22 protein-coding genes are annotated in these 23,847 nt (G+C 64.5%); 14 read left to right on the forward strand and 8 right to left on the reverse strand.

Features of this window, described 5'->3' with window-relative positions:
* From ACFCU0_RS05615 to ACFCU0_RS05630, 4 genes are all read right to left on the reverse strand, one after another.
* On the reverse strand, positions 1 to 1,184 hold a 1,184-nt coding region (locus ACFCU0_RS05615), incomplete at its 3' end, for a citrate synthase (protein ID WP_434972685.1).
* A gap of 201 nt (positions 1,185 to 1,385) precedes the next feature.
* Positions 1,386 to 1,775 carry a hypothetical protein gene (locus ACFCU0_RS05620; protein WP_434972686.1) on the reverse strand — a complete coding sequence of 130 codons (390 nt, stop codon included), beginning with the start codon at positions 1,773 to 1,775 and terminating at the stop codon, positions 1,386 to 1,388.
* A gap of 191 nt (positions 1,776 to 1,966) precedes the next feature.
* A complete protein-coding gene (locus ACFCU0_RS05625; protein ID WP_434972687.1) occupies positions 1,967 to 2,932 on the reverse strand; it encodes a haloalkane dehalogenase in 966 nt (321 codons plus the stop codon).
* A 167-nt stretch (positions 2,933 to 3,099) separates the two neighbouring features.
* On the reverse strand, positions 3,100 to 3,804 hold the full coding sequence (locus tag ACFCU0_RS05630) for a hypothetical protein (protein WP_434972688.1): 705 nt from the start codon (positions 3,802 to 3,804) through the stop codon (positions 3,100 to 3,102).
* A 347-nt stretch (positions 3,805 to 4,151) separates the two neighbouring features.
* Between ACFCU0_RS05630 and ACFCU0_RS05635 the strand changes: the two genes are divergently transcribed.
* From ACFCU0_RS05635 to ACFCU0_RS05675, 9 genes are all read left to right on the forward strand, one after another.
* Positions 4,152 to 5,096 (forward strand): TraB/GumN family protein, encoded by a 945-nt coding sequence (locus ACFCU0_RS05635; protein WP_434972689.1) that lies wholly within the window; start codon positions 4,152 to 4,154, stop codon positions 5,094 to 5,096.
* A 51-nt stretch (positions 5,097 to 5,147) separates the two neighbouring features.
* A complete protein-coding gene (locus tag ACFCU0_RS05640) occupies positions 5,148 to 7,499 on the forward strand; it encodes a DUF3667 domain-containing protein (RefSeq protein WP_434972690.1) in 2,352 nt (783 codons plus the stop codon).
* Between the two features lie 154 nt (positions 7,500 to 7,653).
* Positions 7,654 to 8,274 (forward strand): MarC family protein, encoded by a 621-nt coding sequence (locus tag ACFCU0_RS05645; RefSeq protein ID WP_434972691.1) that lies wholly within the window; start codon positions 7,654 to 7,656, stop codon positions 8,272 to 8,274.
* Positions 8,275 to 8,392: 118 nt separating this feature from the next.
* Positions 8,393 to 9,406, forward strand: coding sequence for a quaternary amine ABC transporter ATP-binding protein (locus ACFCU0_RS05650; protein ID WP_434972692.1), 1,014 nt, complete (start codon positions 8,393 to 8,395; stop codon positions 9,404 to 9,406).
* Positions 9,407 to 9,452: 46 nt separating this feature from the next.
* Positions 9,453 to 10,295, forward strand: a complete 843-nt coding sequence (locus ACFCU0_RS05655; protein WP_434972693.1) for an ABC transporter permease — start codon at positions 9,453 to 9,455, stop codon at positions 10,293 to 10,295.
* A 533-nt stretch (positions 10,296 to 10,828) separates the two neighbouring features.
* Complete coding sequence (locus tag ACFCU0_RS05660; RefSeq protein ID WP_434972694.1) at positions 10,829 to 12,469, forward strand: BCCT family transporter; 1,641 nt, start codon at positions 10,829 to 10,831, stop codon at positions 12,467 to 12,469.
* Positions 12,470 to 12,499: 30 nt separating this feature from the next.
* Positions 12,500 to 12,931: a hypothetical protein gene (locus tag ACFCU0_RS05665; RefSeq protein WP_434972695.1), complete on the forward strand. Its 432-nt coding sequence runs from the start codon at positions 12,500 to 12,502 to the stop codon at positions 12,929 to 12,931.
* A gap of 53 nt (positions 12,932 to 12,984) precedes the next feature.
* Positions 12,985 to 13,887: a glycine betaine ABC transporter substrate-binding protein gene (locus ACFCU0_RS05670; protein WP_434972696.1), complete on the forward strand. Its 903-nt coding sequence runs from the start codon at positions 12,985 to 12,987 to the stop codon at positions 13,885 to 13,887.
* An 81-nt stretch (positions 13,888 to 13,968) separates the two neighbouring features.
* Positions 13,969 to 15,219, forward strand: coding sequence for a hypothetical protein (locus ACFCU0_RS05675; protein ID WP_434972697.1), 1,251 nt, complete (start codon positions 13,969 to 13,971; stop codon positions 15,217 to 15,219).
* Positions 15,220 to 15,249: 30 nt separating this feature from the next.
* Here the strand turns inward: ACFCU0_RS05675 and ACFCU0_RS05680 are convergent, their stop codons facing one another.
* The 3 genes from ACFCU0_RS05680 to ACFCU0_RS05690 all read right to left on the reverse strand — a co-directional run bounded on the left by ACFCU0_RS05680 (position 15,250) and on the right by ACFCU0_RS05690 (position 17,871).
* A complete protein-coding gene (locus ACFCU0_RS05680) occupies positions 15,250 to 16,068 on the reverse strand; it encodes a type III pantothenate kinase (protein ID WP_434972698.1) in 819 nt (272 codons plus the stop codon).
* A gap of 101 nt (positions 16,069 to 16,169) precedes the next feature.
* Positions 16,170 to 16,970, reverse strand: coding sequence for a biotin--[acetyl-CoA-carboxylase] ligase (locus ACFCU0_RS05685; RefSeq protein WP_434972699.1), 801 nt, complete (start codon positions 16,968 to 16,970; stop codon positions 16,170 to 16,172).
* A 52-nt stretch (positions 16,971 to 17,022) separates the two neighbouring features.
* Positions 17,023 to 17,871: a hypothetical protein gene (locus tag ACFCU0_RS05690; RefSeq protein ID WP_434972700.1), complete on the reverse strand. Its 849-nt coding sequence runs from the start codon at positions 17,869 to 17,871 to the stop codon at positions 17,023 to 17,025.
* Between the two features lie 147 nt (positions 17,872 to 18,018).
* On the opposite strand from ACFCU0_RS05690, the gene ACFCU0_RS05695 reads away from it, so the two are divergent.
* From ACFCU0_RS05695 to ACFCU0_RS05715, 5 genes are all read left to right on the forward strand, one after another.
* Entirely contained in the window at positions 18,019 to 18,873 is an 855-nt protein-coding gene (locus ACFCU0_RS05695; protein ID WP_434972701.1) for an inositol monophosphatase family protein, read from the forward strand.
* A gap of 96 nt (positions 18,874 to 18,969) precedes the next feature.
* Positions 18,970 to 19,785 (forward strand): enoyl-ACP reductase FabI, encoded by an 816-nt coding sequence (locus ACFCU0_RS05700; RefSeq protein WP_434972702.1) that lies wholly within the window; start codon positions 18,970 to 18,972, stop codon positions 19,783 to 19,785.
* A gap of 85 nt (positions 19,786 to 19,870) precedes the next feature.
* Positions 19,871 to 20,638: an HAD family hydrolase gene (locus ACFCU0_RS05705; protein WP_434972703.1), complete on the forward strand. Its 768-nt coding sequence runs from the start codon at positions 19,871 to 19,873 to the stop codon at positions 20,636 to 20,638.
* A gap of 249 nt (positions 20,639 to 20,887) precedes the next feature.
* Positions 20,888 to 21,739 (forward strand): L,D-transpeptidase family protein, encoded by an 852-nt coding sequence (locus ACFCU0_RS05710; RefSeq protein WP_434972704.1) that lies wholly within the window; start codon positions 20,888 to 20,890, stop codon positions 21,737 to 21,739.
* A gap of 100 nt (positions 21,740 to 21,839) precedes the next feature.
* Positions 21,840 to 22,535, forward strand: a complete 696-nt coding sequence (locus ACFCU0_RS05715) for an energy transducer TonB (protein ID WP_434972705.1) — start codon at positions 21,840 to 21,842, stop codon at positions 22,533 to 22,535.
* Positions 22,536 to 22,617: 82 nt separating this feature from the next.
* Here the strand turns inward: ACFCU0_RS05715 and ACFCU0_RS05720 are convergent.
* A partial coding sequence (locus tag ACFCU0_RS05720; protein ID WP_434972706.1) for a serine hydrolase domain-containing protein occupies positions 22,618 to 23,847 on the reverse strand: 1,230 nt, incomplete at its 5' end.

Consider the following 23,847-nt stretch of genomic DNA (forward strand, 5'->3'; position numbering starts at 1 on the left):
GCGGCGTATTCCTCCATCGCATGGGCGATCCACGAGACCGATCGGGCGACGGCGAGGAGCACGTGGGGCGCGCGGTCCGTGAGATCGAGCGCACGGGCGAGGGCGACCAGCGACAGAACGAGGGACGGAGGCCGGCCGAGCAGATCCGGGCCCGCCCGGTCGGCGGCGACGGTAAACGCGGTGCCCTCTGACGACGGGTAGTGCGAGCGGAGCATACGGTGGATGACGCGGGCTCTCGGATCACCGCTCGGGTAGCGTGGATGTCCGAACCCGGGCACGTCGTCGCCGCGGTGCTGTCGGTCGGCGATGGTCTCGGCCAGTCGATCCGGCGCGCCGGCCTCTCGGAAGAGGGCGTCGACGCGGCGAATTTCGCCCGTTTCATTCCGGCCGCCCAGGGCCGCGAGCGCGGCTGCCACCGCGCCGTACGGAGACGAGCCCGAGGCCGCGGTGCTACGGGCGGCGAGCGTGACCGTCGTCGGGGGGTGTCCCATACTGACGATGAGGGCGGCCTGGATCGTGCGGAGGGCAGCGGTGGTGGTCCGCTCCCACCGGGAGCACAGGATGTGAGGCACATGCTCCGCCTTTGGCACCGTGTCTGATGCCGTGGCGGAAGCAGCCAGCGTGGCGACGATGCGCTGGCCGGAGCGTATGCTTCCCGCACGCGAGAGGTCGAACGCGCGGGCGTCGTCGTCCTGCACGATCGCGAGCAGGCTCTGCATGCGCGATAGCGGCGTCAGCCCCGACAGAAGCGGGGCCATGAGATAGACGTCCGGGGGGATGGTTACCGTATCGCCGCGTCCACCGGGTGAAATGCGTCCGGTCGCCCCTTCATCGTCATGGGCGTCGTCGGGACGCCAGAAAAGGCACGTGACCTCGTCGAAGTCGTGCGAGCGCGCGAGGCGGCAGGCATCCTGTCCGCGGTAGTAAAGCCGACCGTCGTCGATCGTGACCAGCGCCGAGGCAAAGCGTGTCCCGTTTTTCCCCGTCTCATTCGTCGTTGCACCCGCGGTTCGGGAGGAGCCATCGGCCAGTCGCTGGATGTCACGGGCGTCGTACCGGCGCGTCCGGCCGCGTCCGGGCTTCGATCGAATCAGCCCGCGGCTAACGTAGGCGTACAGCGTGTTCTTCGTAATGTCGAGACGATCTGCGGCTTCGTCGGCACTCAGGTACGCCGGTGCACTCATGAACGCAATGGATGGATCCGACCTTGATCAACGTGAACAACCTTGACGGTCATGTGACGGTCAAGAGCGGAGGCGTTCACGGTCCCTGCGGCGTTTCGTTTCGTGAATTGCTGCGGGGGATGCGCGGCGCCGATGAAGAAGCGGCCCGTGTCCGGAAGAGACGTGGAGGTGGATCCGAAGGGGCGGCCCCGGACGCGGCTCTTACTCGTCCATCAGATCGAACATAGACTGAGCATCGTCGTCGGCGTCTTCATTGTGGGCGTTTTCGTCATCGAGTTGATCGTTCAGCCGCGCCTCGATGCGATTGAGGACGTCGCCGGAATCCTCATCAAGCGACTCAGCCCGGTCCACCAGATCGCGCAAGCGTTCGCTCGCGGAACGAAGGTTGTCGGCAAGGCTCTCCTCCGGCTCGTCCTGTACATCCGGCGTCGAGCGATCGGCGTCACGGCGCCGCTGGTTCTCCACAAGCTGCTGGATGACCCGGGCGGCGGTCACGTCGTGCCGTTCCGCCTGCCTGCGGATCCACTCGGCGTGGGGAGGAGGAAGCTGAACCGTCAGCGATTCGGTACCTGAGGATGAGGGACTGGCCATAGACGAACGACTGGTGCTGCACGCATGATGTCTCCCGCCGTCCGGACTGTGGGCGATCGAACAAGCGGAAGTGGATGATCGGTGTCAGGTATACCGAATCGTCCCCGCCAGAATTAGTTTAGACGGAAAGCATGACGATCTCGGACAATTCGGTACGTGGCGGCACCCGTTCTCCGGCCGGTGATCGACGATCATTCCGGAGACCCCGGTATCGATGGATTCTTGGTCTGGTCGCCGGCTTCTGCTCGATCGAGAAAGTCCAGGATGTGCTCCGCGACGTCCGCGCCCCGTTCTTCCGGAACGAAGTGACCGGTATCCGGGAGAAAGACCTCCGGCTGGTTGTTTGCGGTCGGGAGAAGAGCGCGGAAGAACTCGTGCGCCCCGCCCAGGATCGGGTCGTCCGGTGCGAAAAGAACGAACGACGGCTTCGTCCATCGCGACAGCCGTTCTCGCGTTCGCTGCATGGTTTGGGCAAAGGCGCTGTCGGGCGTCGTGGGTACCAGAAGCGGCCATACCGCGGCTCCGGCCTTGGAGTCTGACGTCGGAAACGGGGCATCGTACGCGGCTTTTATGTCCTCATTCCAGGCCGTGTTGTCCTGAATTGCACGCTCCACGACGGTGCCGACGGGAAGGTCCGGCGTCCGTTCGACGAAGCGTCGCCAGGCGAGGAAGCCCCTCGACATCTCACTTTCATCCCCGACCGGGAGAAATGTGTTCAGGATGACGAGTTGCCCGATCCGTTCGGGGTAGTGCGCCGCGTAGGCGAGCCCGATCAGGCCGCCCCAGTCGTGGACGACGAGCGTCACGCCGGCGAGGTCGAGGGCCTCCATCAGGGCGTGAAGCTGCGAGATGCCGAGGTCCAGGCTGTACGCCTCGCGGTCGGTCAGTTTGTCCGATTTCCCGAACCCGACGAAGTCCGGCGCAATGACGCGGTGCGATTCGGTGAGCGGCGGAATCACGTTCCGATACATGTAGCTCCACGTCGGCTCCCCATGCAGGCAGACGACGGGTCGGCCGGTGCCGTCGGACGGGTCGGTGTCGACGTAGTGCGTCCGAAGGTCTTCCCCGTTCGGGCCCTCGATGTGCAGATAGTGCGGCTCGAAGTCGTACCCGGACAGATGATCGAACCGTTCGTCGGGCGTGCGATAGACGGACATGGCGATCTGCGTGATGGTGAGGGATATGCGGGTTCGGACAGGGGAACCGGCCGATGCGGATCTCTACGGTCGAGCCGCAACCGGCGCCCCGGATTTGACGCCAACATGATTGTGCGACAAGGTACGATACGTACGTGTGTGCATCCTCGTCGTGCCGGCCGTCTCACTCAGGCGCTCCGTCGGTACCGGCGACGCGGTGGGACGCCTCGCTGCGGGCGGTTGGTCCCCGGGCGGCGCCGAAGGCGATGGCGGCAGACGACGACCTCGGCGGGTACGGCGACGGGGGCGTCGAGGCGGAGCGAAGCCGCCGGAGCCTCATCGGAATAGGAGAGGCAGACCCGGTCATCGCTCGGATGCATCGACACGTCGTGAGCCGCCCCCGTCGCGAGCCGCTCCAGGTTCGTGCGCCCCCGCTCGCTGAAGAGTCCGTCGACCCAGCGGGAGATGATGAACAGTACGTCGGGCAGCCGATGCGTGACGTCGGCCTCGCGTAGCACGTACACTTCGTGAACGTCGAGGCGACGGAGGGCATCGGCGTCGATCGATGACGGGGCATTCGCCTCGCCAACTGCATCGGACCGGAGGAGGAATCCGATCCGTCGGCGTCCTCCTAAGTCTGGGTGCTGCTGCGTGCGCGCCGGCGTCTCGATTATGAACAGTGAGGCGGATCCGCTACGCGTCAGGTGCAGGTCCGATACCGGCCCCAGATACTTGACCAGGTTCCAGAGAAAGGCATCGTCAAGGTCGTCGTCGTACGGCGGGGCGTAGAACGCGGTCGCCTCGCGAACCGTCGGGCTCAGAGACGTCGCCGGGGAGGCCGTCCGGAGAAAATGGACGGGAGACGCGGAACGGGAGGTGGCATACGGTTTCATAGGTCAAGACCGGTCGATGGCCGGTGTGGAAGGCGGTCTTATCCATTGCGTTTGAAGGATACGACGACCGGGGTGACACCCTTATGTCATACGTTCGCACATTATCCAAACATATTTCTCATCTTGGTCTCATTCCGTACAACCGGCGCCGCAGAGGGACTCGTGTTCAAGGAGAATGTCCATTTGTAGACGGGGAAAAGGACCTGTGAGCATCGGCAGCGTCGACCCGGGCATGTACCCATTCCCCGGTCCCTTGCGTTTTGCGCATACAGGTCGTGTCTTTTCCGTACCGACCGCGGCCGATGATCGCGAGCCGAACGCTATGCTTTCCCCCATCTCCCTTTGCTATGCCTGATCGTACCCTGTCCTTCCATCGCGTTTCGCTCGTCGCCTCTGTGGTTGCTCTGTTCGTGGTGACGGCGCTCGGGGTGAGTGCATCGCCGGCCGCCGGACAGCCTGCGACGGATGCAGCGGCCTCAACCGATTCCACCGAGGCGGAGCATCCACTCTGGCGCGTCACCTCCGGCGCGGACACCCTGCACATGCTGGGATCCGTTCACCTGCTTCGCCCGGACGCCTACCCGCTCGCTCCCACCATCCAGCACGTGATCGAGCGGGCTGAGAAAGTCGCCTTCGAGGTCGATCTCGACTCGATGCAGGCCGCCGCCCCGATGATGCTTGGAGCCGGCATGTACCAGAGCGACAGCACCCTGCAGCAGGCCGTATCGGACAGCACGTACGCGCTTCTCCAGTCGGCCATCGACACCCTCGCCGTCCCCGAGGCGCAGGTACGAAAGATGCGTCCCTGGCTGGCGAGCCTGATGGTCACGTCGGCGGTGATGCAGCGGAGCGGCTACCAGATGTCGCTGGGCATTGACCAGCACGTTTACCAGAAGGCCCGCGAGAGCGGCGCAGAGGTCGTCGGCCTCGAAACGCTCCGTGAGCAAATCGACATTCTCTCGGCGGCATCTTCGGGCGACCCGGATGCCTACCTCCGGTATTCCCTCGAGAACCTGTCCGCCTCCCTCGATCAGGTGGCGCGCATCATGGAAGGGTGGAAGGCGGGCGACGTCGAACGCATCGCCCGCGTCATGAACGAGGGGATGGATGAGTTTCCGGCCGTTCGCGAGCACGTGCTTGTGCGTCGCAACCGCAACTGGATTGCACCGATCGAGGACCTCATGCAAGATGAAAAAACAGTCCTGGTTGTCGTGGGCGTGGGACACCTCGTCGGCGAGGAAAGCGTGACGCAGATGCTGCGCGACCGCGGATATACGGTGGAGCAGTTGTAGTCGGTAGCGTCGCTGCGTTCCGCCTGTTGGTGTTGACCGTTATCAGTCACAATGGATCGCTTTTCCTACCTTCGACAGGGCGACATCGGTCGTACGACGCTCCTGCGTATGGCCTACACGCTCGCGACGTACCTTTTCGGCGGCGCGGTCATGGCCGGTCTTGCTGTCGTCATCACGCTGGATGTTCATGACGGAGGGTTTGGGTCGTCGTTTGGGGAGACCATTGAGGAGCACTCGATCGGTCTGTTGCTACAGGCGGCAGGCTGGGCCCAGGTCATGCTAATGGCGACCCTCGGTGTATGCGTGCGTACCTTCCACCGGCGGACGCTCCGGAGCGTGCTGGCCGGTCCCCGCATTCGGTGGCGCCGTTGGGGGAGCGGAATGCTCGCTGCGGCGATCACGGTCGCGACGCTCTGGGGGCTGGCGCGAGGAGTCGGACATGCCGGGGCGCTTCCCTTCGACGGTACGCTGGTGACGATCATCCTCGTCGCTTTCGTCCACGCTGTCAGCGCAGAAGGCATCCGGGGGTACCTGCTACAGGGGACCTGGTCCCGCTGCGGGGGCTGGCATATCGCGGGCCGGCCGATTGCGCCGGGGCTGGCGGTTGTCGCCGCGCTGCTCCCCGTCGCGCTGCCGTATGTTGCCATGTTCCTGGACCCGGACATTCCGTCGCCGGGAGCATCGTCGCTCGTGCTGTACGCAGTCGGGGGCGGCCTGCTACCTGCGCTGATCCTTGTGGTGGACGATGGTATCGAGCGAGCCGCCGCGCTGCATGCAGCCACGGTCGGCGCGATAGCCGCCGCTCTGGTGGGTGGGCTCACGTCGCAGGGTCTCTGGGCCGCCGTCGCCGTCCTTCTACTGGTCGGGGTTGCCGGCCTCCTGTTGTGGCAACGCGGCGTCATCATGCCGCGCGATCTCTGGCTTCGGTGGAGGCAAACCTTTGTCCGCGATGCCACTCCCGACCTCGCCAGCCGGCGAGACGAGACGGACGAGTGCCGCAATTGTGGGACGCCGCTCAAAGGACGGTACTGTCACCTTTGCGGCCAGCGGCACCAGGTGCAGGAGCCGTCCATCCGTCTTCTCGTGCAGCGGTTCTTCGACCACGTGTTTGAGGTCGACTCGCGGATCATGCGGACGCTTCGTCTGCTCTGCTTCGCCCCCGGTGCGCTCTCAGCGCATTATTTTGCCGGTCGCCGTGCCGACTTCATCCCGCCCATTCGGCTCTACCTGGTGTCGAGCTTCGCCTTCTTTCTGCTCTTCGCAGCCTTCGTTCCAGACTGGATGAGCCAGATCGAGTCTGAAGAGATCGACGTGCAGGTCCACCGAACGACGGTTGACAGCCTCTACGCCCGACAGATCCCGGTCGACAGCTTGCTTCCCCGTGCCATTTACGTGGAGGCCGCCGCGGACGACTCGCTACCATCACGGGCCGACGATTCGGACGTCGACCGGGACGAGGCCCTGCAGGATTCGCTGTCGACGACCCTCCCTGAGGTCCTCCGTGACTCCATCGTGATTGAGGAAGTGCGCGGCGATTCGCTCGTGGTGCTGGAGGTTCAGGGACTGCCGGAGTCTGTCGTGGACGCCGAGCAGGCACGCCGCGGCGTAGGCTCCGGCGAGGTGCGACTCGAGGTCACGCTTCGTCCTTCGACGGTCGATAGCCTCGTGGACGGAACGCTGCGCCCGGTCGGAGTGGTGTCCCGCGCGACAGAGCTCCACGGCGCCTCGAGATCCGAGCCCGGGTCCTCACCGGAGACCGAGCGATGGGCCGAGCGACTCGGTGCCGTGGAGGACTCCCTTGGCGTCGACATCGTGGTACAGGCGGTACGCGGCGACACCGCTGTCGTGCTGAATGTGCCGAAATCCGCGATTCTCCCCGCCGATGAAGAAGTGCCGGGACTGGATACTGGCAGTGCGCCGCCGGCCCGCGGTTCGGCTGCACAGGAGGGGGCGAGCGAATCAGGCGCAGAGGAGGGGGAGATGGACGACGTCGAAGCCCTCAAGACGCTGCTTCAGAATGCGGCCAAGGTGATGTTTTTGCTCGTCCCGATCTTCGCACTCATCCTCAGCTTTGTGTACCTCCACGAGCCCTACGCCCACCACGTGGTGTTCTCGTTGCACCTCCACGCATTCGCGCTTGCGTTCGTGAGCCTGGATCTCGCGCTGGAGCTGTCCGAGGTCGCCTCATGGATCCTGACGCCGACCCGGATTGTCATCTACGGCGGATTGTTTCTGTACCTCGTCGCCGCACTCAAGCGAGCGTATGGGGGGGGATGGTTGCGGTCGCTGGGACTGACGTTCATGATCGCCTTTCTCTACATGACCGCAATCACTTTCGTCTTCGGTACGGCCGTCGGGCTATTGCAGAATGCGGGAAGCTATGTGTCGCCGATCTTCGGGTAAATCGTCACTGCAGCTCGGGATGAAATGAGATTCCGGTAGGATAGCATGAGGGATGTTCGGCTCCGGGAACGAAGTGCCGATGGATCGGTGCGTCAGGACGTTCCGAACCTCGTGACCACGCCTCCCATTACCCCGCGCGCTGCTCTCCCCCTTCATGGATCTGGACCTGGCCCTCACGGACTTCGTCGAGCCGTTTTTGTCGCTTTTCGTTGCGATGAATGCGATCGGCGTGCTGCCGCTCTTCATCGGCATGACGGAAGGGATGAGTGTCAAACATCGCCGCTCCCTCGTCCGTCGCGCCATCTCAACCGCGTTCGCCATCGCCCTCGTCATCGTTCTTGCCGGGCGCGTGATTTTCGACACACTCGGCATCACCGTCAATGACCTCCGCATCGGTGGCGGCCTCATCTTGCTGGTGCTCAGTATCACGGACCTTCTCTTCAGCAACCTGACGCGGAAAACGCAGTCCAACAGCGGGGCCGACGCCATGGAGGATCTGGGTGTCGTGCCGCTCGGGACGCCGCTGACGGTCGGTCCGGCTGCGATTACCACGATCCTCGTGCTGCAGGAAGGGTACGGCTATCTGCCCACGGTCGTCGCTCTCATCGCCAACCTGATCGTCAGCTTCACGCTCTTCTTCTTCGGTCCGGCGGTGATTTCGTATATTGGCGCCGGAGCGTCCCGCGCCATCGGAAAGGTCGCAAGCCTCTTCCTCGCCGCCATCGCTATCGCCATGATCCGGACCGGCGTCGTCGGCATCGTGAACGCCCTGTAGCCGGCCGCGCGCGGGTTGTCTCGGGTCGGCGTTGCACAGCCGAAAAATGCATCGCCCCGGAGCAGGTGCCGGACGACCGATCTTCGATCATCGACCTCCACAACTCCACGCCTGTCGCGTGTCACTGATCTCCGTAGACGGTTTAACGAAAGTCTTTGGTGATGACATCGAGCCGGCGCTGTCGATGCTGGATGACGGTGCGACCAAAGCCGAGATTCTCGATCGTACCGGCAGCACCGTGGCCGTTCGCGACGCCTCGTTGTCGGTCCGGGAGGGCGAAACGTTCGTCGTCATGGGCCGCTCGGGCAGCGGCAAATCGACGCTCCTCCGCTGCCTGAATGGACTGGTCGTGCCGACGCGCGGACACGTCTACATTGACGGGGAAGAGCTGACGGCGATGTCGCGGGAACGGCTTCGGGAGGTATGCCGCACGCGCCTCACGATGGTTTTTCAGCAGTTCGGCCTGTTTCCACATCGAACGGCCGCGGGAAACGTCGCCTTCGGATTGGAGGTGAGCGGCGTCGGGCCGGAGGAGCGCGAACGGCGTGTGGCGGAGACGCTCGCACAGGTCGGACTGGACGGCTACGCGGACAAGCGGCCCGAAGAACTCAGTGGTGGGATGCAGCAGCGGGTGGGTCTTGCCCGGGCGCTGGCGACCGATCCCGACATCCTGCTCATGGACGAGCCTTTCAGTGCACTGGATCCGCTGATTCGCCGGGAGCTTCAGGACGAACTGATGCGGCTACAGAGTGCGCGGCGCCGGACGATTGTGTTCATCACGCACGACGTCGACGAGGCTTTTCGGATCGCGGATCGCCTGGCGATCATGGAGCGCGGGACCGTCGTGCAGACGGGTGCTCCGGTCGACGTTCTTGCTGAACCCGCGACCCCGTACGTTCGCGACTTCGTCGCCGACGTCGATCGCACCCGCGCGCTGAGAGCAGGCGACCTCGCCGGTCGGGACGCCGAGGAGACGGACGGGGCGCTCCCTGAGGTCGAGGCATCCACAGCCCTCGGCGCCGTGATGGCGCGTGTGCTGCGGGACGGGACGCACCGGGTAACCGATAATGGCCGTGCGGTCGGGACCATCACGCCCGCGGCGATCGCACAGCTGCTCGACGGGGCGGACTGAGCTTGTCCCTCGCTTTCTTTGCTTTCCCCAGACCTTCTCTTCGATCATGGATATCGGCGGGGTGTTCGAACAATATCTGGAATGGGTGCGAACGAACCTGGGCCCCTTGCTGGACAGCATCGGTGTCGGCGTCCGCGCAATGGTCGAGGCGCTGGAAGCAGGGTTGATGCTACTCCCCGCCTGGGCGTGGATTCCCGCCTTCGCCGCACTGGCCTGGTGGCTCGCCGGGCGGGGCGTGGCGCTGTTTACCGCCGCGGGAATGTCGCTGATTGCGTACGGGATGGGACTCTGGACGGCGACGATGGAGACGCTCGCCCTCGTGCTGGCGTCGACGACCATCGCGCTGATCCTCGGCATCCCGCTCGGCATCGCGGCGGCAAAACGAACCTGGATCCACCGGCTGCTGCGTCCGGTGCTCGACTTCATGCAGACCATGCCTGCGTTTGTATACCTCATCCCGGCGGTCCTTCTCTTTCGAATCGGGGCCGTTCCGGGTGTTCTCGCGACCGTTATCTTTGCGATGCCGCCGGTCGTTCGCCTGACCGGTCTCGGCATACGGCAGGTGCCGGTGGAGGTGGTCGAAGCGTCCAAAGCGTTCGGGGCTACGCCGTGGCAACAGTTGTGGAAGGTCGAACTCCCGGTCGCGATGCCGACGATTCTTGCCGGCATCAATCAGACGATCATGCTCGCCCTGTCGATGGTTGTGATCGCCGCTCTCATCGGGGCCGGCGGCCTCGGGCAGGATGTGCTGACAGGCGTCACCCAGCTGAAGATCGGTCTGGGATTTGAAAGCGGCCTCGCGGTGGTCATTCTGGCCATCTTCCTGGATCGGGTCACGCAGGGCCTCGGCGGCCGCGCCGGCGACGCCGGCCCCCCGAAAACGGCATGACGGTTTCCCGTGGGGGGCGTGTGAATGTGTGAGGGTTTGAAGGTTTGAGAACCTGTTTGGCGGACAGCCTTCGGCAATCCAACGGTACGGACCTCCCGACGGTCGGTCCTCGCGACGCTTGCATCACGAGGCTCGATTGATCTTGCGCACCGTGACGACCGCGTCGGTGTTGAAGGATCACCGTCACGCCTGTGAATAGGCATGAACGGCTGCACGTACGTCTTAGAAATACAGCCGCCAAACAGGTTATGAAGGTCTGAAAGTCCGTATGTTTGTATGTGTAAGGGTTTGTATGTGTAAGGGTTTGTATGTGTGGGCGTTGAGGCGTTTGCCAGTTCGATCGCTCCGGTCCGGCAGTACGCACAGTATCGAGCAAAACGCCCGGAACCCATTACTCGGAACCCATAACCCGGAACCGTTAACGAAATCCCCAATCGTTGCGAAAACCGCTCATCTTCCCGGGGTGGCTCCCGTTAGGCCATTGTTACTGTGAAAAGTAGTCTCTCTCTGGCCCGACCCTCCAACCCGCCTTCATGGACGAATCCGCCCAGGCGACGTCTGCGCAGAATGATTCTCGCTTCGTCGTAAACGGCCCGGTGTTCTACACCTCGGCCGCGCTGATTCTGGCGTTCGTTCTCTTTGGTGCCGTATTTACGGACACGGCCCAGAGCATCTTTTCGACCGTCCAGAGCTCCATCACGGCGTACACCGGCTGGTTCTACACGCTGGCGGTTGGCATCTTCCTTCTCTTTGCCATCGGTCTGGCCGTGAGCCCGTACGGCCGGATCAAGCTCGGGCCGGATGACAGCGAACCCGACTACAGCTACACCGGCTGGTTCGCCATGCTCTTCAGCGCAGGCATGGGCATCGGGCTTCTGTTCTACAGCGTGGCTGAACCCGTCCTTCACTTCCTGAGCCCGCCCGGTGGCGGCGAGGGCGGCACCGTGGCAGCCGCCGGCGAGGCGATGCAGGTCACGTTCTTCCACTGGGGCGTGCACGCCTGGGCCATCTACATCGTCGTCGGCCTCTCCCTCGCGTACTTTTCCTACCGGCACGATCTGCCGCTCACCCTCCGGTCGGCGCTCTACCCCCTCGTCGGGGACCGCATCTACGGCCCCATCGGCCACAGCGTCGACACGTTCGCGGTGCTCGGGACCATGTTCGGCGTGGCCACGTCGCTCGGCCTCGGCGTGATGCAGGTAAATGTCGGGCTCCATTTCCTGATCGGCATCCCGGAAGCCGTCTGGGTGCAACTCGCGCTCATCGCCGGGATCACCGGGATGGCGACCATTAGCGTCGTCCTCGGCCTCGACGGCGGCATTCGCCGGCTCAGCGAGTTGAACCTTGGCCTCGGCGTTCTTCTCCTGCTGTTCCTCTTTGCCGTCGGGCCGACCGTCTTTCTGATGGACGCCTTCGTGCAGAATCTGGGCAACTACCTCCAGAATATTGTGTCGATGACCTTCCGCACGTACCCGTTTGCGGAGTCAGACTGGCAGAGTTCGTGGACGCTTTTTTACTGGGCATGGTGGATCGCCTGGTCCCCGTTCGTCGGAATGTTCATCGCGCGCATCTCACGCGGCCGGACGATTCGAGAGTTCGTCTCGGGCGTCATGCTGGTGCCGACGCTGATCACCTTCCTGTGGCTCACCCTGTTCGGTAACACCGGCATCGAGATGATCCTGAACGGGACGGGCGGCGCCGTGCAGGAAGCTGCTCAGACGTCCATCCCGACGGCGCTGTTTGCCCTTTTGGGGGAGTTTCCGTTCGCCGTCGTTAGTTCCGGGATTGCGACCTTCGTTGTCATCACCTTTTTCGTCACCTCGTCCGACTCCGGCTCGCTCGTGATCGACATCATCACCTCCGGAGGCGAACACGATCCGCCGGTCGCGCAGCGCATTTTCTGGGCGGTAACGGAGGGTGCCGTGGCCTCGGTGTTGCTTCTCGCAGGCGGCCTGCAGGCCCTGCAGACGGCTGCCATCACGACAGCCCTTCCCTTTACGTTCGTGCTCCTCATCATGTGCTACGGTCTGCTTCAGGGCCTTCGTCGTGACCGCGTCCCGCTCCCCCGCCACCAGCGATCTCGAAACGAGGACGGGCCGTCCCGGCGTCGTGACCGGGAGGCCGCGCAACGATCCATCCCATCCGAGCGGGCGTCCGAGGACGTACCCGCGTGACCCGAAGATTTTCACCGCAGCAACCCCGCAATGTCTACCGACTGGACCGCCCACCTGCGCCGCCTCTTTCGCCCCGACGCGCCCGTTGCCGCCTCCCCGGCATCGGTGACCACCTTCGTGCAGACGACCGCACCAGAGGCGTTTCGGACGCTTGCTGATGAGCTCGCCCCGTTCGTCGAACGAGTGGACGTGTATCAGGAGGAGGAAGAGACGGGCATCGTGCTGCAGACCGATGCCGACACCGACCCGTTCACCTACGCGGTCAAGTCCCGAACCGTGCGCGTGCCGAATTTTGCTTTTCCCGAAATCAACGTCACCGACGACGAGCCCCGCCGCCACCGCGCGGAGGTTCATGTCAACGGCAACCGGGAGCGCAAGAACGTTGCAGGGTGGTCCGAAGACGCCCTGATCCGCGACGTGCTGACGACGTACGAAGAGCACGTCGCCTGGAACCCTGCATGACGCACCGCCCGACGCGTCGACCGTGTCTATCAATGATCGCCTTCTGAACGTTCATGACGCCCATATCAACCCGGCTGCACGCCCTCGCGGCCACGTTCATCCTCGTCACCGCCCTGTTGATCGCCGGGTGCGGTGGAGACGGTTCGGGGGAAGACGAGCCGGTTGCCCTCGTCTACGTTAGCTGGACGGAGGGGATCGCCATGACACACGTGCTGCAGGCCGTCATCGAGGACAGCCTCGGTCGCGACGTCCAGCTCACGCAGGCCGGCGGGGCGGCGATGGCGTTCAGCGCCGTGGCGGAAGGCGACGTGGATGCCTTCGTGGACGCATGGCTCCCGGTTACTCACGGCCCGCTCTGGGAGGAATTCGGGGACCGCATCGTCGACCTCGGTCCCGTGTACGACAGCACGACCGTCGGCCTGGTGGTGCCGGACTACGTCGAGGCAACATCGATCCGGGACCTGGCGGATCTGAAAACCGCACTGGACGGCGAAATCATCGGTATCGAGTCGGGCGCAGCCATTAATGAGCAGACCCGACAGGTGCTGGCGGCCAACGATCTCGACGGCTTCCAGGTGGTGCCGTCCGGTGACGCGGCGATGGTGACGGCCCTGCAGCGCTCCATCGACCGCAACGAGCCGATCGTGATCACCGGCTGGCGACCGCACTGGATGTGGGGACGCTTCGACCTCCGGTATCTCGATGGTGCGACAACGGGCGACACCGATGTCTTCGGCGAACCCGAACAGATCCGGAAGCTGCTTCGACCGAATGGCCGCGAGACCCTGCCGGCCGACGTGCTCCACCTGCTCGAACGAATGCACCTCGGTGAGCGCGAGATGGAAAGCCTGATGAGCGCCTTCCGTCCCGGTCAGGAAGATCCTCTTGCCACCGCTCGCTCGTGGATCGGGCGTCATCCGGACGTGGTCTCCGAATGGCTCTCCGAAGCGGAATAAGCCCCTGACCACCGGTCCGCTTCCACCCGCGGAGGGGGCTGTTCTCACCTGCTCGACGTCCTTACCCTCTCCACTGCCCGCATGCGCACCTCGCTTCTGCCCGTTTCCTGGATCCCCGCGTTCCTTTTCCTGACGATGGCCTTTCCCGCCGCGGCGGACGGCGGCGAGAGGTCGCCCGACCCGGTGATAGCGGCCGCGCCCGGTGATTCCGTCGCTGCAGACAGTGCCGACGTCGAACCCGAACTGGACCTGGACCTCGGGGGCGCGCTCCGGTTCAACGTACTGTTTGAAGAGTTTGACCGGACGAATCGGCAGAAAACGGGGGAGTTCACGTTCGACACGTTCCGCGTGAATGCCGACGGCACCTACGGCGATCTGTTCTTTTCGGCAGAGTACCGGTTTTACGCGGGGTACCGGTTTCTCCATTCGGGATACGCAGGCTACGAGGTGCAGGATGATCTCGATGTTCGCGTCGGCGTGCATCAGGTGCCCTTCGGCGTGCAGCCCTATTTTTCCAACTCCTGGTTCTTCAACCTGGCCTACTACGCCGGGTTTGAGGACGACTACGATGCCGGATTGAAGGTGCGCTACACCCCGGGCAACTGGACGTTGATCGGGGCCTACTACATGAATGCCGAACAGACGGGCTTCGCCGGCGGGACGACGTTCGCCCGGTACTCGTTCGACGTCGTCCCTGCCACGACGGACGATCTCGGCTACGCCGGGCTGGAAGCGGATCGTTTCAACCAGGAAATCAACCAGTTTAACGGGAAGGTCGCCTACACCCTGGAGGCCGGCGGCACGTCGACCACGTTCTCCGTGTCTGGGCAGACCGGCCAGCTGTACAACCGGTCCACGACCGGAACGGAGCGGCACTGGGCCACCTCGGTCGACCTCGACGGTCAGTACGGCCGCTTCAACCTTCGTCTGGGTCTTATCCGGTACGAAATGCGTCCGCCCGGTACCACCGGGCCCGGTCGAGACGCCGTGGTGATGGCGGCCTACAACGCGCCTTACCGCGTGGCCAGCAAGGGCCGCTTTTATTCCGGCGGACTCGCCTACAACCTGCCCGTCGATCTCGGGCCGATCTCCCGCTTTCGCTTCTACAACGACGTCAGCTACCACGACAAGGCGCCCGACGCCTGGGTCGACGGCGCGTCCAACATCACCGGTATACTCACGTCGGCCGGACCGCTCTTTATCTACACAGATTTCCTTGTGACGCGAAACCATCCGTTCTCCCTGCCGGCGAGTGACTTCGGGTCCGCGCTCGCGGAGGGGAGCGAGGAATGGAACGTCGCCTTCAACATGAACCTCGGCCTGTACTTCTGACCATGTCGCTGTTGGCGGGCTGCTCTACGCTCAGGCTGGGCGATTCTCGCGACTTCCCTGTACCAGAATGCGGACGCCATCGAGCACGAGGTGGGGGACGATGTCGTCGACGCCGTCGAGGTGGTCGGCGAGGATCGGGCTCCAGCCGCCGGTGAGAAGGACGACCGGCGGGTCCTCGAGCGTCGACGCCAGCCGGTCGAGCATGCCGCGGACGCCGTCCACGAAGCCCCACATGATGCCGCTCTGCATGGCGTCGCGCGTGGAGCGGCCGATGACCTGGTCGGGGAAGACGAGCGGAACGGTCGGAAGCTGTGCAGTGCCGCTACGGAGGGCTCGTTGCATGAGGACGGGTCCGGCGGCGATGGCGCCGCCGCGGTAGGTGCCGCCGGCATCGACCACGTCGTACGTGACCGCGGTGCCGGCATCCACGGCGACCACGCTGCGGCGCTCGGATGCAGGTCCGCGGTGGCGAACCCACGCGGCTGCGGCCGCGGCGAGCCGGTCTGCGCCCAGCGTCTGCGGCGTATCATACGCCATCTCGAAGGGTAAGGGCATGTCCGCGTCCACGGTCACGACGTCTGCGCCCGTCAGCGTGCGGACGGCCTGCTCGGCCACCGGGATGGCCTCCGGGACGACCGACGCCAGGCCGATGTCGGAGACGTCGGCGTCCGCCAGGTGCGGGCGCAGTGCGCGGATCCAGGCATCCCCGGCCGCTTCGCTGCTCGGCTCGCTCAGGTTCACCTCGACGTGGAAGATGCGCGCCAGCTCGTCGCCGACGAACAGACCGCCTTTGACGGCACTGTTTCCGACATCGAGGGCGAGAAACGCGGCTTCGGGGTCGGCGTCCATGCGGTGGCGGGCGTCGTACGATCAGGGCAAAGCGATCAAGGGGAAAGGCGGGACCGGTGCACCGGTCGGGCTCCGTTCTCAACCGTTCAGTTTTCAACCGTTCAGTTCTCAACATGCGTTGGCCGGCTGGTCACCTCACCGGCGTGCAGTATGTGCTCGCCGGAGGCGTTCACCAGGCGGAGTGCCCCGCTGGGTGTGATGCCGCGGACCGTACCGGACACGGTTCGGTCCGTTCCGGCAAAGCGGAGCGTGACCCGTTCGCCCCGGCGCGCCAGCCGTTCCTCGTACGTCGAATGCACCGGTTCGCCGGCCAGCGTGGCTTCGTACCAGGTCTCCAGCTCCTGTAGGAGGTGAACGAGGACCGCTGTGCGAGGCAGTGTCCGACCAATGGACAGCCGCATGGATGTGGCGCCCTCTTCCAGTTCCGGGGGAAAGTCCGTCTGGTTTACGTTGAGCCCGATCCCGAGAATGACCGCCTCGGGCGTCGGGCCGGATGACCGTCCGAACGAGGTTTCCAGCAGCATGCCGCAGGTCTTGCGCCCGTCGATCATGATGTCGTTGGGCCACTTGATCGCCACGGGATGAGGCGCTATGAACGCGTCCACGGTGTTGGCGACGGCGACGCCGGCCGCGATGGTGATCCGCCCGAGTTCATCCGGCGCGAGGTTTGGGCGCAGGACGACCGACAGCATCACGTTCCGCCCCGGAGCGGCGGACCAGGACCGCCCGTGCCGCCCGCGTCCCGCCGACTGAAACTCGGTGACCACGACGGCCCCCTCCGGCGCGCCGTCCCGGGCCCAGTTCGCAGCCTCCGTGTTGGTGGACTCGACGCGCTCGTGCAGTCGCATCGACCGGCCGAGCCGCTGCGTGTTGAGGCGATCCTGAAGGGAGGAGACGTCCATGAATCGGGTCGATTCCGGTGATGGCACAGGTCGGAGAATCCGCCGGGCGGGATCAGGAAGCGGTCAGCTCCGAGTAGGTCGACCGGGTCGCGATCTCGAGCGGATCGCGTAGGATCATATCCAGCAGTGCGCGAAACTCCGTTTCCCGGGGAAGCCACGTCTCGCCGCCGGCACGGCGGAGGAGAATGCGAAAAACGGTGTCCTGGGCGTAGAGAAGAGTTCGTTCCGTGTAGACGGTGTGGGCGGCGAGCAACTGATGGGTGTCGTGATGCAGCGTAAGCTCGGCGAAACGCGCGCTCTGTTCGGGGCCGGAATCCCCGTTGCGAGCCTGTACGACGACGACATCGACCGGTACGCCTTCGTAGGTGTCCGAGCGCACGTTGTAGTGAAACGCTTCCCGTTTCCGCTCTGCCAGATACGGCGGCTCCTCCGGGAACGCCTGCGCGGCGAGGTTGGTGGGGATGCCGTCCGGGTCCGACGACGGAGCGAAGCGCCCGAGGACCGACGCATCGAAGGACCCGCTCGAGTCGGCCCGGATGGACTCAACGCGGAAGGCCGAACCATCGTCCGGCGTGTACGTCAGGGTACGTTCCCGAAACGCGTCGGGACCGGCGGGGCCGTTGCGTCGCTCCGTCCGGACGGTCCGGGTGAATGCGTAGTTCTGCAGTTGGACGAAGGCGCTGTCGAACGTCGTTCGCTGCATTTTATCCAGAAGCTCGATCGCCCGCGCGCGCTCGTCGTCCCCGGCAGACGCCGGCAGGCTTTCCGGGGTAAAGGCAGAGGGGCCTCCTCCGGATGTGGCTTCGCCGCACCCTGTAAGCAGAACTGTGATCGTCAGGCACGCCGTAAGCCAGGCGAGGCTCTTTAAAAAACGAACGCGTTCGATGGGGGAGGGCTGCATGGAAGAGGAACGCTTCCTATGTTTGAGATCGGCGTAACGGCAGGGGCGAGCCCGCAGGGATGCGCCCGTGCCAAGCAGCGAGGCAGGCAAAAGTTTCGGCCGTTTTCCCGCCCGCGTCGACTTCCTCGTACATTTTCCCATTCCCTCATGACCCTTCCTTCTCACGGATCGCCGTACGACGATGTGCTGGCTACGGCGGTCCGCGCTGCCCGCCGCGCGGGAGCGGTGATTCGAGAGGCTGCCGGCCCGTTCGATGATCCGGCGGAAGAGGAGGACGAACACGTCGAGGACAAAGGGGTCAATGATTTCGTGACCGCCACCGACCGAGCCGCCCAAAAGGCTGTGATCGGGGTGCTGGAAGACGAAACACCTGGCGTTTCCATTCTGGCCGAGGAGGGCGAGAGCCACGACGACATCGAGTGGGTCGGGGAACGGTGGATCGTGGATCCCATCGACGGCACCACCAATTTTATGCACCGCCTGCCGCCGTACGCCGTATCCATTGCGCTCCAGGCGGGCGAAACGCTGCAGGTGGCCGCGATCCTGGACGTGGCGCACGACGTGCTGTACACGGCGGTCGCCGGCGGCGGCCTTCGACGCAACGGTCGCCCGGACCGCGTCACCACGACGGACGACTTTTCTGACGCGTTTCTCGCGACCGGATTTCCTTACCGACGTTTCGAACACACCGAGATCTACCTGAACGTGCTGGCCCACTTCATCCGGTCGACGCAGGGCCTTCGACGCCACGGCTCCGCGGCCATCGATTGTGCCCGCACGGCCTGCGGGCGGTTCGACGGCTTCTACGAAACGGGGCTCAAGCCCTGGGACGTGGCCGCAGGCGTCCTACTCATCCGGGAGGGCGGCGGCCGGGTTACCACCTACGACGGACGCGACGGGCTGGCGCCGGTGTACGACCGGCAGATCTGTGCCTCCAATGGCACCGCGATCCACGAGCACTTGCTCGACGGGCTGCAGCCGATGGTCGACATCCGCCTGTGATCCGCGCGCTCATCGCCGTCGGCTGAGCCGTCACAGCACGCCGACACCCGCGATCCATCCACTTCGTATTTCGACCTTCCAATTACCAGATCAACTATGGGACTTCTTGACGGAAAAACCGGCATTATCTTCGGGGCACTCAACGATGAGAGCATCGCGTGGGCGGTGGCCGAAGCCGCCAAGCGCGAAGGCGCAGACTTCGTGCTGTCGAATGCGCCGGTCGCGCGCCGCCTCGGGTCGCTTGATGAACTCGCCGAGTCGACCGGTAGCTCCATCATCTGGGCGGATGCCACCTCCGACGAGGAACTGGCGGATCTGTTTGAACAGGTGAAAGACGAGCACGGCCCGATCGACTTCATCGTCCACTCGATCGGGATGGGCGTGAATGTCCGGAAGGATGTACCCTACGAAGACCTGAACTACAACTGGTACCAGAAGACGCTGGACATTTCGGCGGTCAGCCTGCACCGGATCGTGCACCACGCGCTCGACCAGGACGCCATCAGCGACGGCGGCTCCATCGTCGCCATGTCGTACATCGGCGCCCAGCGCATCTTCTCGAAGTACTCGGAGATGGGCGACGCCAAAGCGCTGCTGGAAAGCATCGTTCGGGCCTTCGGCTATCGCCTCGGCAAGCGCGACATCCGGATCAACGCCATCTCGCAGAGCCCGACGAAGACGACGGCGGGATCGGGCATCGACGGCTTCGACGCCATGTACGAATTCGCCGAGCGCGTATCGCCTCTGGGTAATGCCAGCGCAGAAAGCTGCGCCGATTACACGGTGACGCTTCTCAGCGACTACACGCGAATGGTGACCATGCAGACGCTGTATCACGACGGCGGCTTCTCCTCGATGGGCATCTCCGACCAACTCGTCGAAGCCATGGAAGACTCCTTCGGGAATGAATGATCGTTCAATGTTCCAGGTTTAGGGTTCAGTGTGCTGAACTCTGAACCCAAACGCTGACCTCTGAACTCTGAACTTTTTAAGCGCTTTGATCAACCTCTTCATTACGGACATTGACGGCTGTCTGTCTGAGCCCTATCAGCCGTTCGACCTGGATCACTTTTCGATCTTGCGCCGGTATGCCGGGGACGCGAGTCCGCCGACCTCTCCGGGGCTCGCTCCGGCCGTGTCGATCTGCTCCGGCCGGGCGTACGCCTACGTCGAGTCGATGACGCAGGCGCTGAGTCTGACGTGTCCGGTCTTGTTCGAAAGCGGCGGTGGCATGTTTGACCCCGTCACCGCGCAGACGACATGGAATCCGGCGTTCACCGATGAGGTCGCCGCCGAGCTCGAAGAAGTTCGCCACTGGTTCGCGACCGACTGTGTGCCCGGGACGAAGATGTCGCTCGACCACGCCAAGCGGACCCAGGCGGGCATCGTCACGCCCGACACGTCGGAGATCCGAGACCTTCGCCCCCGTGCAGAGGCCTTCGTAGAAGAAAACCTGCCGCACCTGGTCGTTTTTTCCACAGACAACTCGGTCGATATCGTTCCGCCGGCCATCACCAAGAAAACCGGCATCGCGTGGCTGTGCGATCAGTTGGGGATTGCACCCACGGAGACCGCCTACATCGGCGATACCGACGCCGACCTGGACGCGCTGCTGTCCGTCGGCTACCCGTTCGCCCCGGCGAACGCGCACAAAGTCGTCCGCGAGCAGGTCCCGCACGTCACGAAGGGCAAAGTCATCCATGGCACCGTCGAAGCCTACCAGTGGTGCCTCCAGCACAACCGCCGCGACCCGGATGCAGGGTAGGGGACTGGGGGTTGAGGGGATCGGTGAAAGCCGAAAACGCCACCACGCCATCCCGCCGAACCCGGAACTCAGAACTCGTTACTCAGAACTCGTTACTCAGAACTCGTTACTCAGAACTCATCACCCGGAACCCAGAACCCGGAACTCGGAACCAAGAACTCAGAACCCGGACCCCAAAACCTTTCCCGGTCCGATCCTTGATTCCCTGTTCACCCTCGCATCGACCCGGATCTGTATCTCGCGATGAGCATGGTTGAAGTGATTCGACGACATTTTTTCTCGGGGCTGCTGCTGGTGGCTCTGCTGATCGCTCCGCCGACGGTGGTCGCTCAGCAGCCGGGCGGCGGTGTGGCGTCGACGGTGTCTTCCGGCGGCCCGACGGCCGACGCGACCCCGCAGAACGCGGAGAGCGATCGGGCGCGTGCCGTAGCGATCGCCGACCGGCAGTTGTTTTACGTGGCCGGGTCGACGGCCATGCTCTACAACGCCCCCGACTCCACCCGCCCGGTGCGGCGGCTTCCCATCACGACCCCCGTGCACCGGCTGTCCTGCGAAGACGACTGGTGCCGCGTCCGCACCGATGACGGCAAGACCGGGTATTTGCCCGAACCCGCCATCTCTAACGTGTGGATTCGAGCGTCGAAGGCCGACCGGCGCGTCTACCTGTACCGGGGCACGCGTCTGATGAAGACGTTCAAGGCCGATTTTGGCTACAACGCGTTCTCCGACAAGGAGCGCCGCGGAAGCACGCAGCTTCGCGACCACTGGCGAACGCCGGAAGGTCAGTTCTACGTCGTGCGCCGCAACCCCAACAGCCAGTTCTATAAGGCGCTCGTCCTGAATTACCCGACGGCCTCGGACGCCCGACGCGGGTACCGCAACGGCCTCATCTCACGCGCCGAACGGGACGCGATCATTCAGGCGGACGAATCCACACGCATGCCGCCGATGAACACCGAGCTCGGCGGGTGGGTCGAGATTCATGGCGACGGTACGGGAGCGGCAACCAACTGGACGCAGGGGTGCGTCGCGGTGACAAATGACGATATGAACACGCTCTGGTGGTGGACGCAGGTGGGTACGCCGGTGCTGGTCGAGTAGCAGCACGCGGAACGCGCAGGTGCGCTGACGTTTACCTGTTGATGGTCGCGATGGGCATTCCGCCTGTCTCCCTCGTTCTCCGACTTGGATCTCTCCGCCTATGACTGCTTCCCGCTGGATCGCTGCCCTTGGACTGGCTGTTGCCCTTCTCCTCACCGGTTGCGGCTCGGAGGACCCGTCGGCCCCGCCGAGCGGATGGAAAGCAGCGGACGGACGCTGGTGGACGAGCGGCGCCGATACGGCGACCGTCTTCCGCACGCTGGAGACGCTGCAGGACATGGGCATCACGGATACGCGCACGCTCTCGCTGACGCAGGGCCAGATCACGCGTGCTCAGATGCAGGAGGCGGTGAAGCGGTCGCTCATCGCGCTCTACCGCCACGACCCGGCGACGATCGACTCACTTTTCGAAGCCAGGGCCGTCCCCGCGCTCGCCGACGTGTCGCTCTCCGGCGACCTCCGAGAGAAGGTACGCGGCGAGTTCAAGCAGACGGCGTACAAGCAGGTCAACAACCACTACCGAGAGCCGCGCCGGACGGAGGCGGGCGGGGGAATGGTGTATCCCGACAGTTTACGCAACGAAGAAACGAGCGGAACGGTCGAGCTGCAGGTCTACGTCAACGCCAGCGGCGAGCCGGAAGGGATCGAGGTGCTCGAAAGCGTTCATCCGACGCTCGACGGCATCGCGATGCGGGCCACCACGCAGATGAAGTGGCAGCCGGCGTTTTTGAAAGTAAATAACGAGTGGGTGGAGCAACCCTCGTTCGTCCGGTTCGGCGTCGACTTCGGGCAGTAGTCTGGTCGGCCCGATAGGCCCGCCCTGTCGCGTGCCTGTTCGGGCCTTCCCCTACGCAGGTGGTTTGCCAAGCCGGCGGGTCCTAGTCCCGGTTCTCGCGTCGTCGTTCGCGTTCTTGCTCGACGAAGGCTCTGTATGTCTCCCGCTGGTCCGGGCGCAATTCCGCCTCGATGGCTGTCTGTGCGTCGCGCTGGATCTGCATCGCCCGTCGGTAGAGCGCCCGCCGGTCCCGCCGGCTCAGCGGCGATCGTCGATCTCGCTCGCTCCGAAGGTCCAGCAACGAGCGGATCTGCCTGCGAACGGCCGGCCGAATCGCCTCCTCCTGAGGATCGGTGAGAGCCAGCGCTGAGTCCAGCCGAGCCATTTGTCGGTCGGTTGCAAGCCGAACGATTCGCTCGGTGGAAGCGTCCGCGCCGTCGACAGACGCAGGTTCGTTGTCGGTCTCGCCCCGGAGCAGCCGGCCGAGAAATGCCGCATCGTCCCACGACCGGTCCGCGCGCCCGAGTCGAACGACGACGAGGTCCTGTGAGGGGAGAACGTACAGTCGCTGATTGAAGAGCCCGGCCGCCATAAACAGATCCGACGGTCCCGACGGATCGATCATCCCCCCGTCAGGAGAGCCCTGAAGGGACGGCGGGGCCTGATCGAAGAAGGCGTCGGACGGGTCGACGGGAGCGTTCAGCCACACCGTCAGTCCGTAGCCCGGACTCTCGGGAAGTGGTGTGCGAAGTACATCGACAAGTCCCGGAGGAAGGACCCGTGAGTCGCCCCGCGTCCCGTCACCGAGGATGAGTTGGCCAACCGCGAGCCAGTCGCGTGCCGTCATGCGTGCGCCGCCCGCGAGATTCGCATCGCCGTCGACGCGACGCCACCGGGCCGTCGCGCCAATGGGGTCGAGGATGCGCCGCTGCAGGTAGGCCGTCGGGTCTTCGTCCTCCAGCACAACCTCGAGTATGGCGCCAAACACCTGAAACGCGGTCGGCCCGTAGTGAAAAGCGGTGCCCGGGGTCGTCACGGGCCCCGTTCGAGCGGCCTCCGTGAAAGAGGGTGCCGCGCCGATGCCGCCGGGGAGTCCCGCGGTGAGATGAAGCAGCTCCCGAATCGTCACATCCGAGCGTCGTGGGTCGTCCGACCACGTCGGTAGGTACCGCGCCACGGGATCGTCCAGCGACAGGTATCCATCTGCCGCTGCGGCCCATGCGAGCAGTCCGCTGAACGTTTTGCTTCCACTGGCCAGCATGTGGGGTTGGCTTCCGTCGTACCCGTTCTGGTATTCCTCAAACAGAAGCGAGTCCGAGGTGGCAATGAGGAC

The organism is Longibacter sp., assembly GCF_051155795.1.
Lineage (GTDB): Bacteria > Bacteroidota > Rhodothermia > Rhodothermales > Salinibacteraceae > Longibacter.

Coding starts and splice junctions, on each gene's coding strand:
- ACFCU0_RS05700 (WP_434972702.1), top strand. CDS start 18,970: ATGGGACTTCTTGACGGAAAAACCGGCATTATCTTCGGGGCACTCAAC.
- ACFCU0_RS05655 (WP_434972693.1), top strand. CDS start 9,453: ATGGATATCGGCGGGGTGTTCGAACAATATCTGGAATGGGTGCGAACG.
- ACFCU0_RS05680 (WP_434972698.1), bottom strand. CDS start 16,068: ATGGACGCCGACCCCGAAGCCGCGTTTCTCGCCCTCGATGTCGGAAAC.
- ACFCU0_RS05670 (WP_434972696.1), top strand. CDS start 12,985: ATGACGCCCATATCAACCCGGCTGCACGCCCTCGCGGCCACGTTCATC.
- ACFCU0_RS05640 (WP_434972690.1), top strand. CDS start 5,148: ATGGATCGCTTTTCCTACCTTCGACAGGGCGACATCGGTCGTACGACG.
- ACFCU0_RS05645 (WP_434972691.1), top strand. CDS start 7,654: ATGGATCTGGACCTGGCCCTCACGGACTTCGTCGAGCCGTTTTTGTCG.
- ACFCU0_RS05710 (WP_434972704.1), top strand. CDS start 20,888: ATGGTTGAAGTGATTCGACGACATTTTTTCTCGGGGCTGCTGCTGGTG.
- ACFCU0_RS05660 (WP_434972694.1), top strand. CDS start 10,829: ATGGACGAATCCGCCCAGGCGACGTCTGCGCAGAATGATTCTCGCTTC.
- ACFCU0_RS05630 (WP_434972688.1), bottom strand. CDS start 3,804: ATGAAACCGTATGCCACCTCCCGTTCCGCGTCTCCCGTCCATTTTCTC.
- ACFCU0_RS05675 (WP_434972697.1), top strand. CDS start 13,969: ATGCGCACCTCGCTTCTGCCCGTTTCCTGGATCCCCGCGTTCCTTTTC.
- ACFCU0_RS05685 (WP_434972699.1), bottom strand. CDS start 16,970: ATGGACGTCTCCTCCCTTCAGGATCGCCTCAACACGCAGCGGCTCGGC.
- ACFCU0_RS05690 (WP_434972700.1), bottom strand. CDS start 17,871: ATGCAGCCCTCCCCCATCGAACGCGTTCGTTTTTTAAAGAGCCTCGCC.
- ACFCU0_RS05635 (WP_434972689.1), top strand. CDS start 4,152: ATGCCTGATCGTACCCTGTCCTTCCATCGCGTTTCGCTCGTCGCCTCT.
- ACFCU0_RS05620 (WP_434972686.1), bottom strand. CDS start 1,775: ATGGCCAGTCCCTCATCCTCAGGTACCGAATCGCTGACGGTTCAGCTT.
- ACFCU0_RS05665 (WP_434972695.1), top strand. CDS start 12,500: ATGTCTACCGACTGGACCGCCCACCTGCGCCGCCTCTTTCGCCCCGAC.
- ACFCU0_RS05625 (WP_434972687.1), bottom strand. CDS start 2,932: ATGTCCGTCTATCGCACGCCCGACGAACGGTTCGATCATCTGTCCGGG.
- ACFCU0_RS05715 (WP_434972705.1), top strand. CDS start 21,840: ATGACTGCTTCCCGCTGGATCGCTGCCCTTGGACTGGCTGTTGCCCTT.
- ACFCU0_RS05695 (WP_434972701.1), top strand. CDS start 18,019: ATGACCCTTCCTTCTCACGGATCGCCGTACGACGATGTGCTGGCTACG.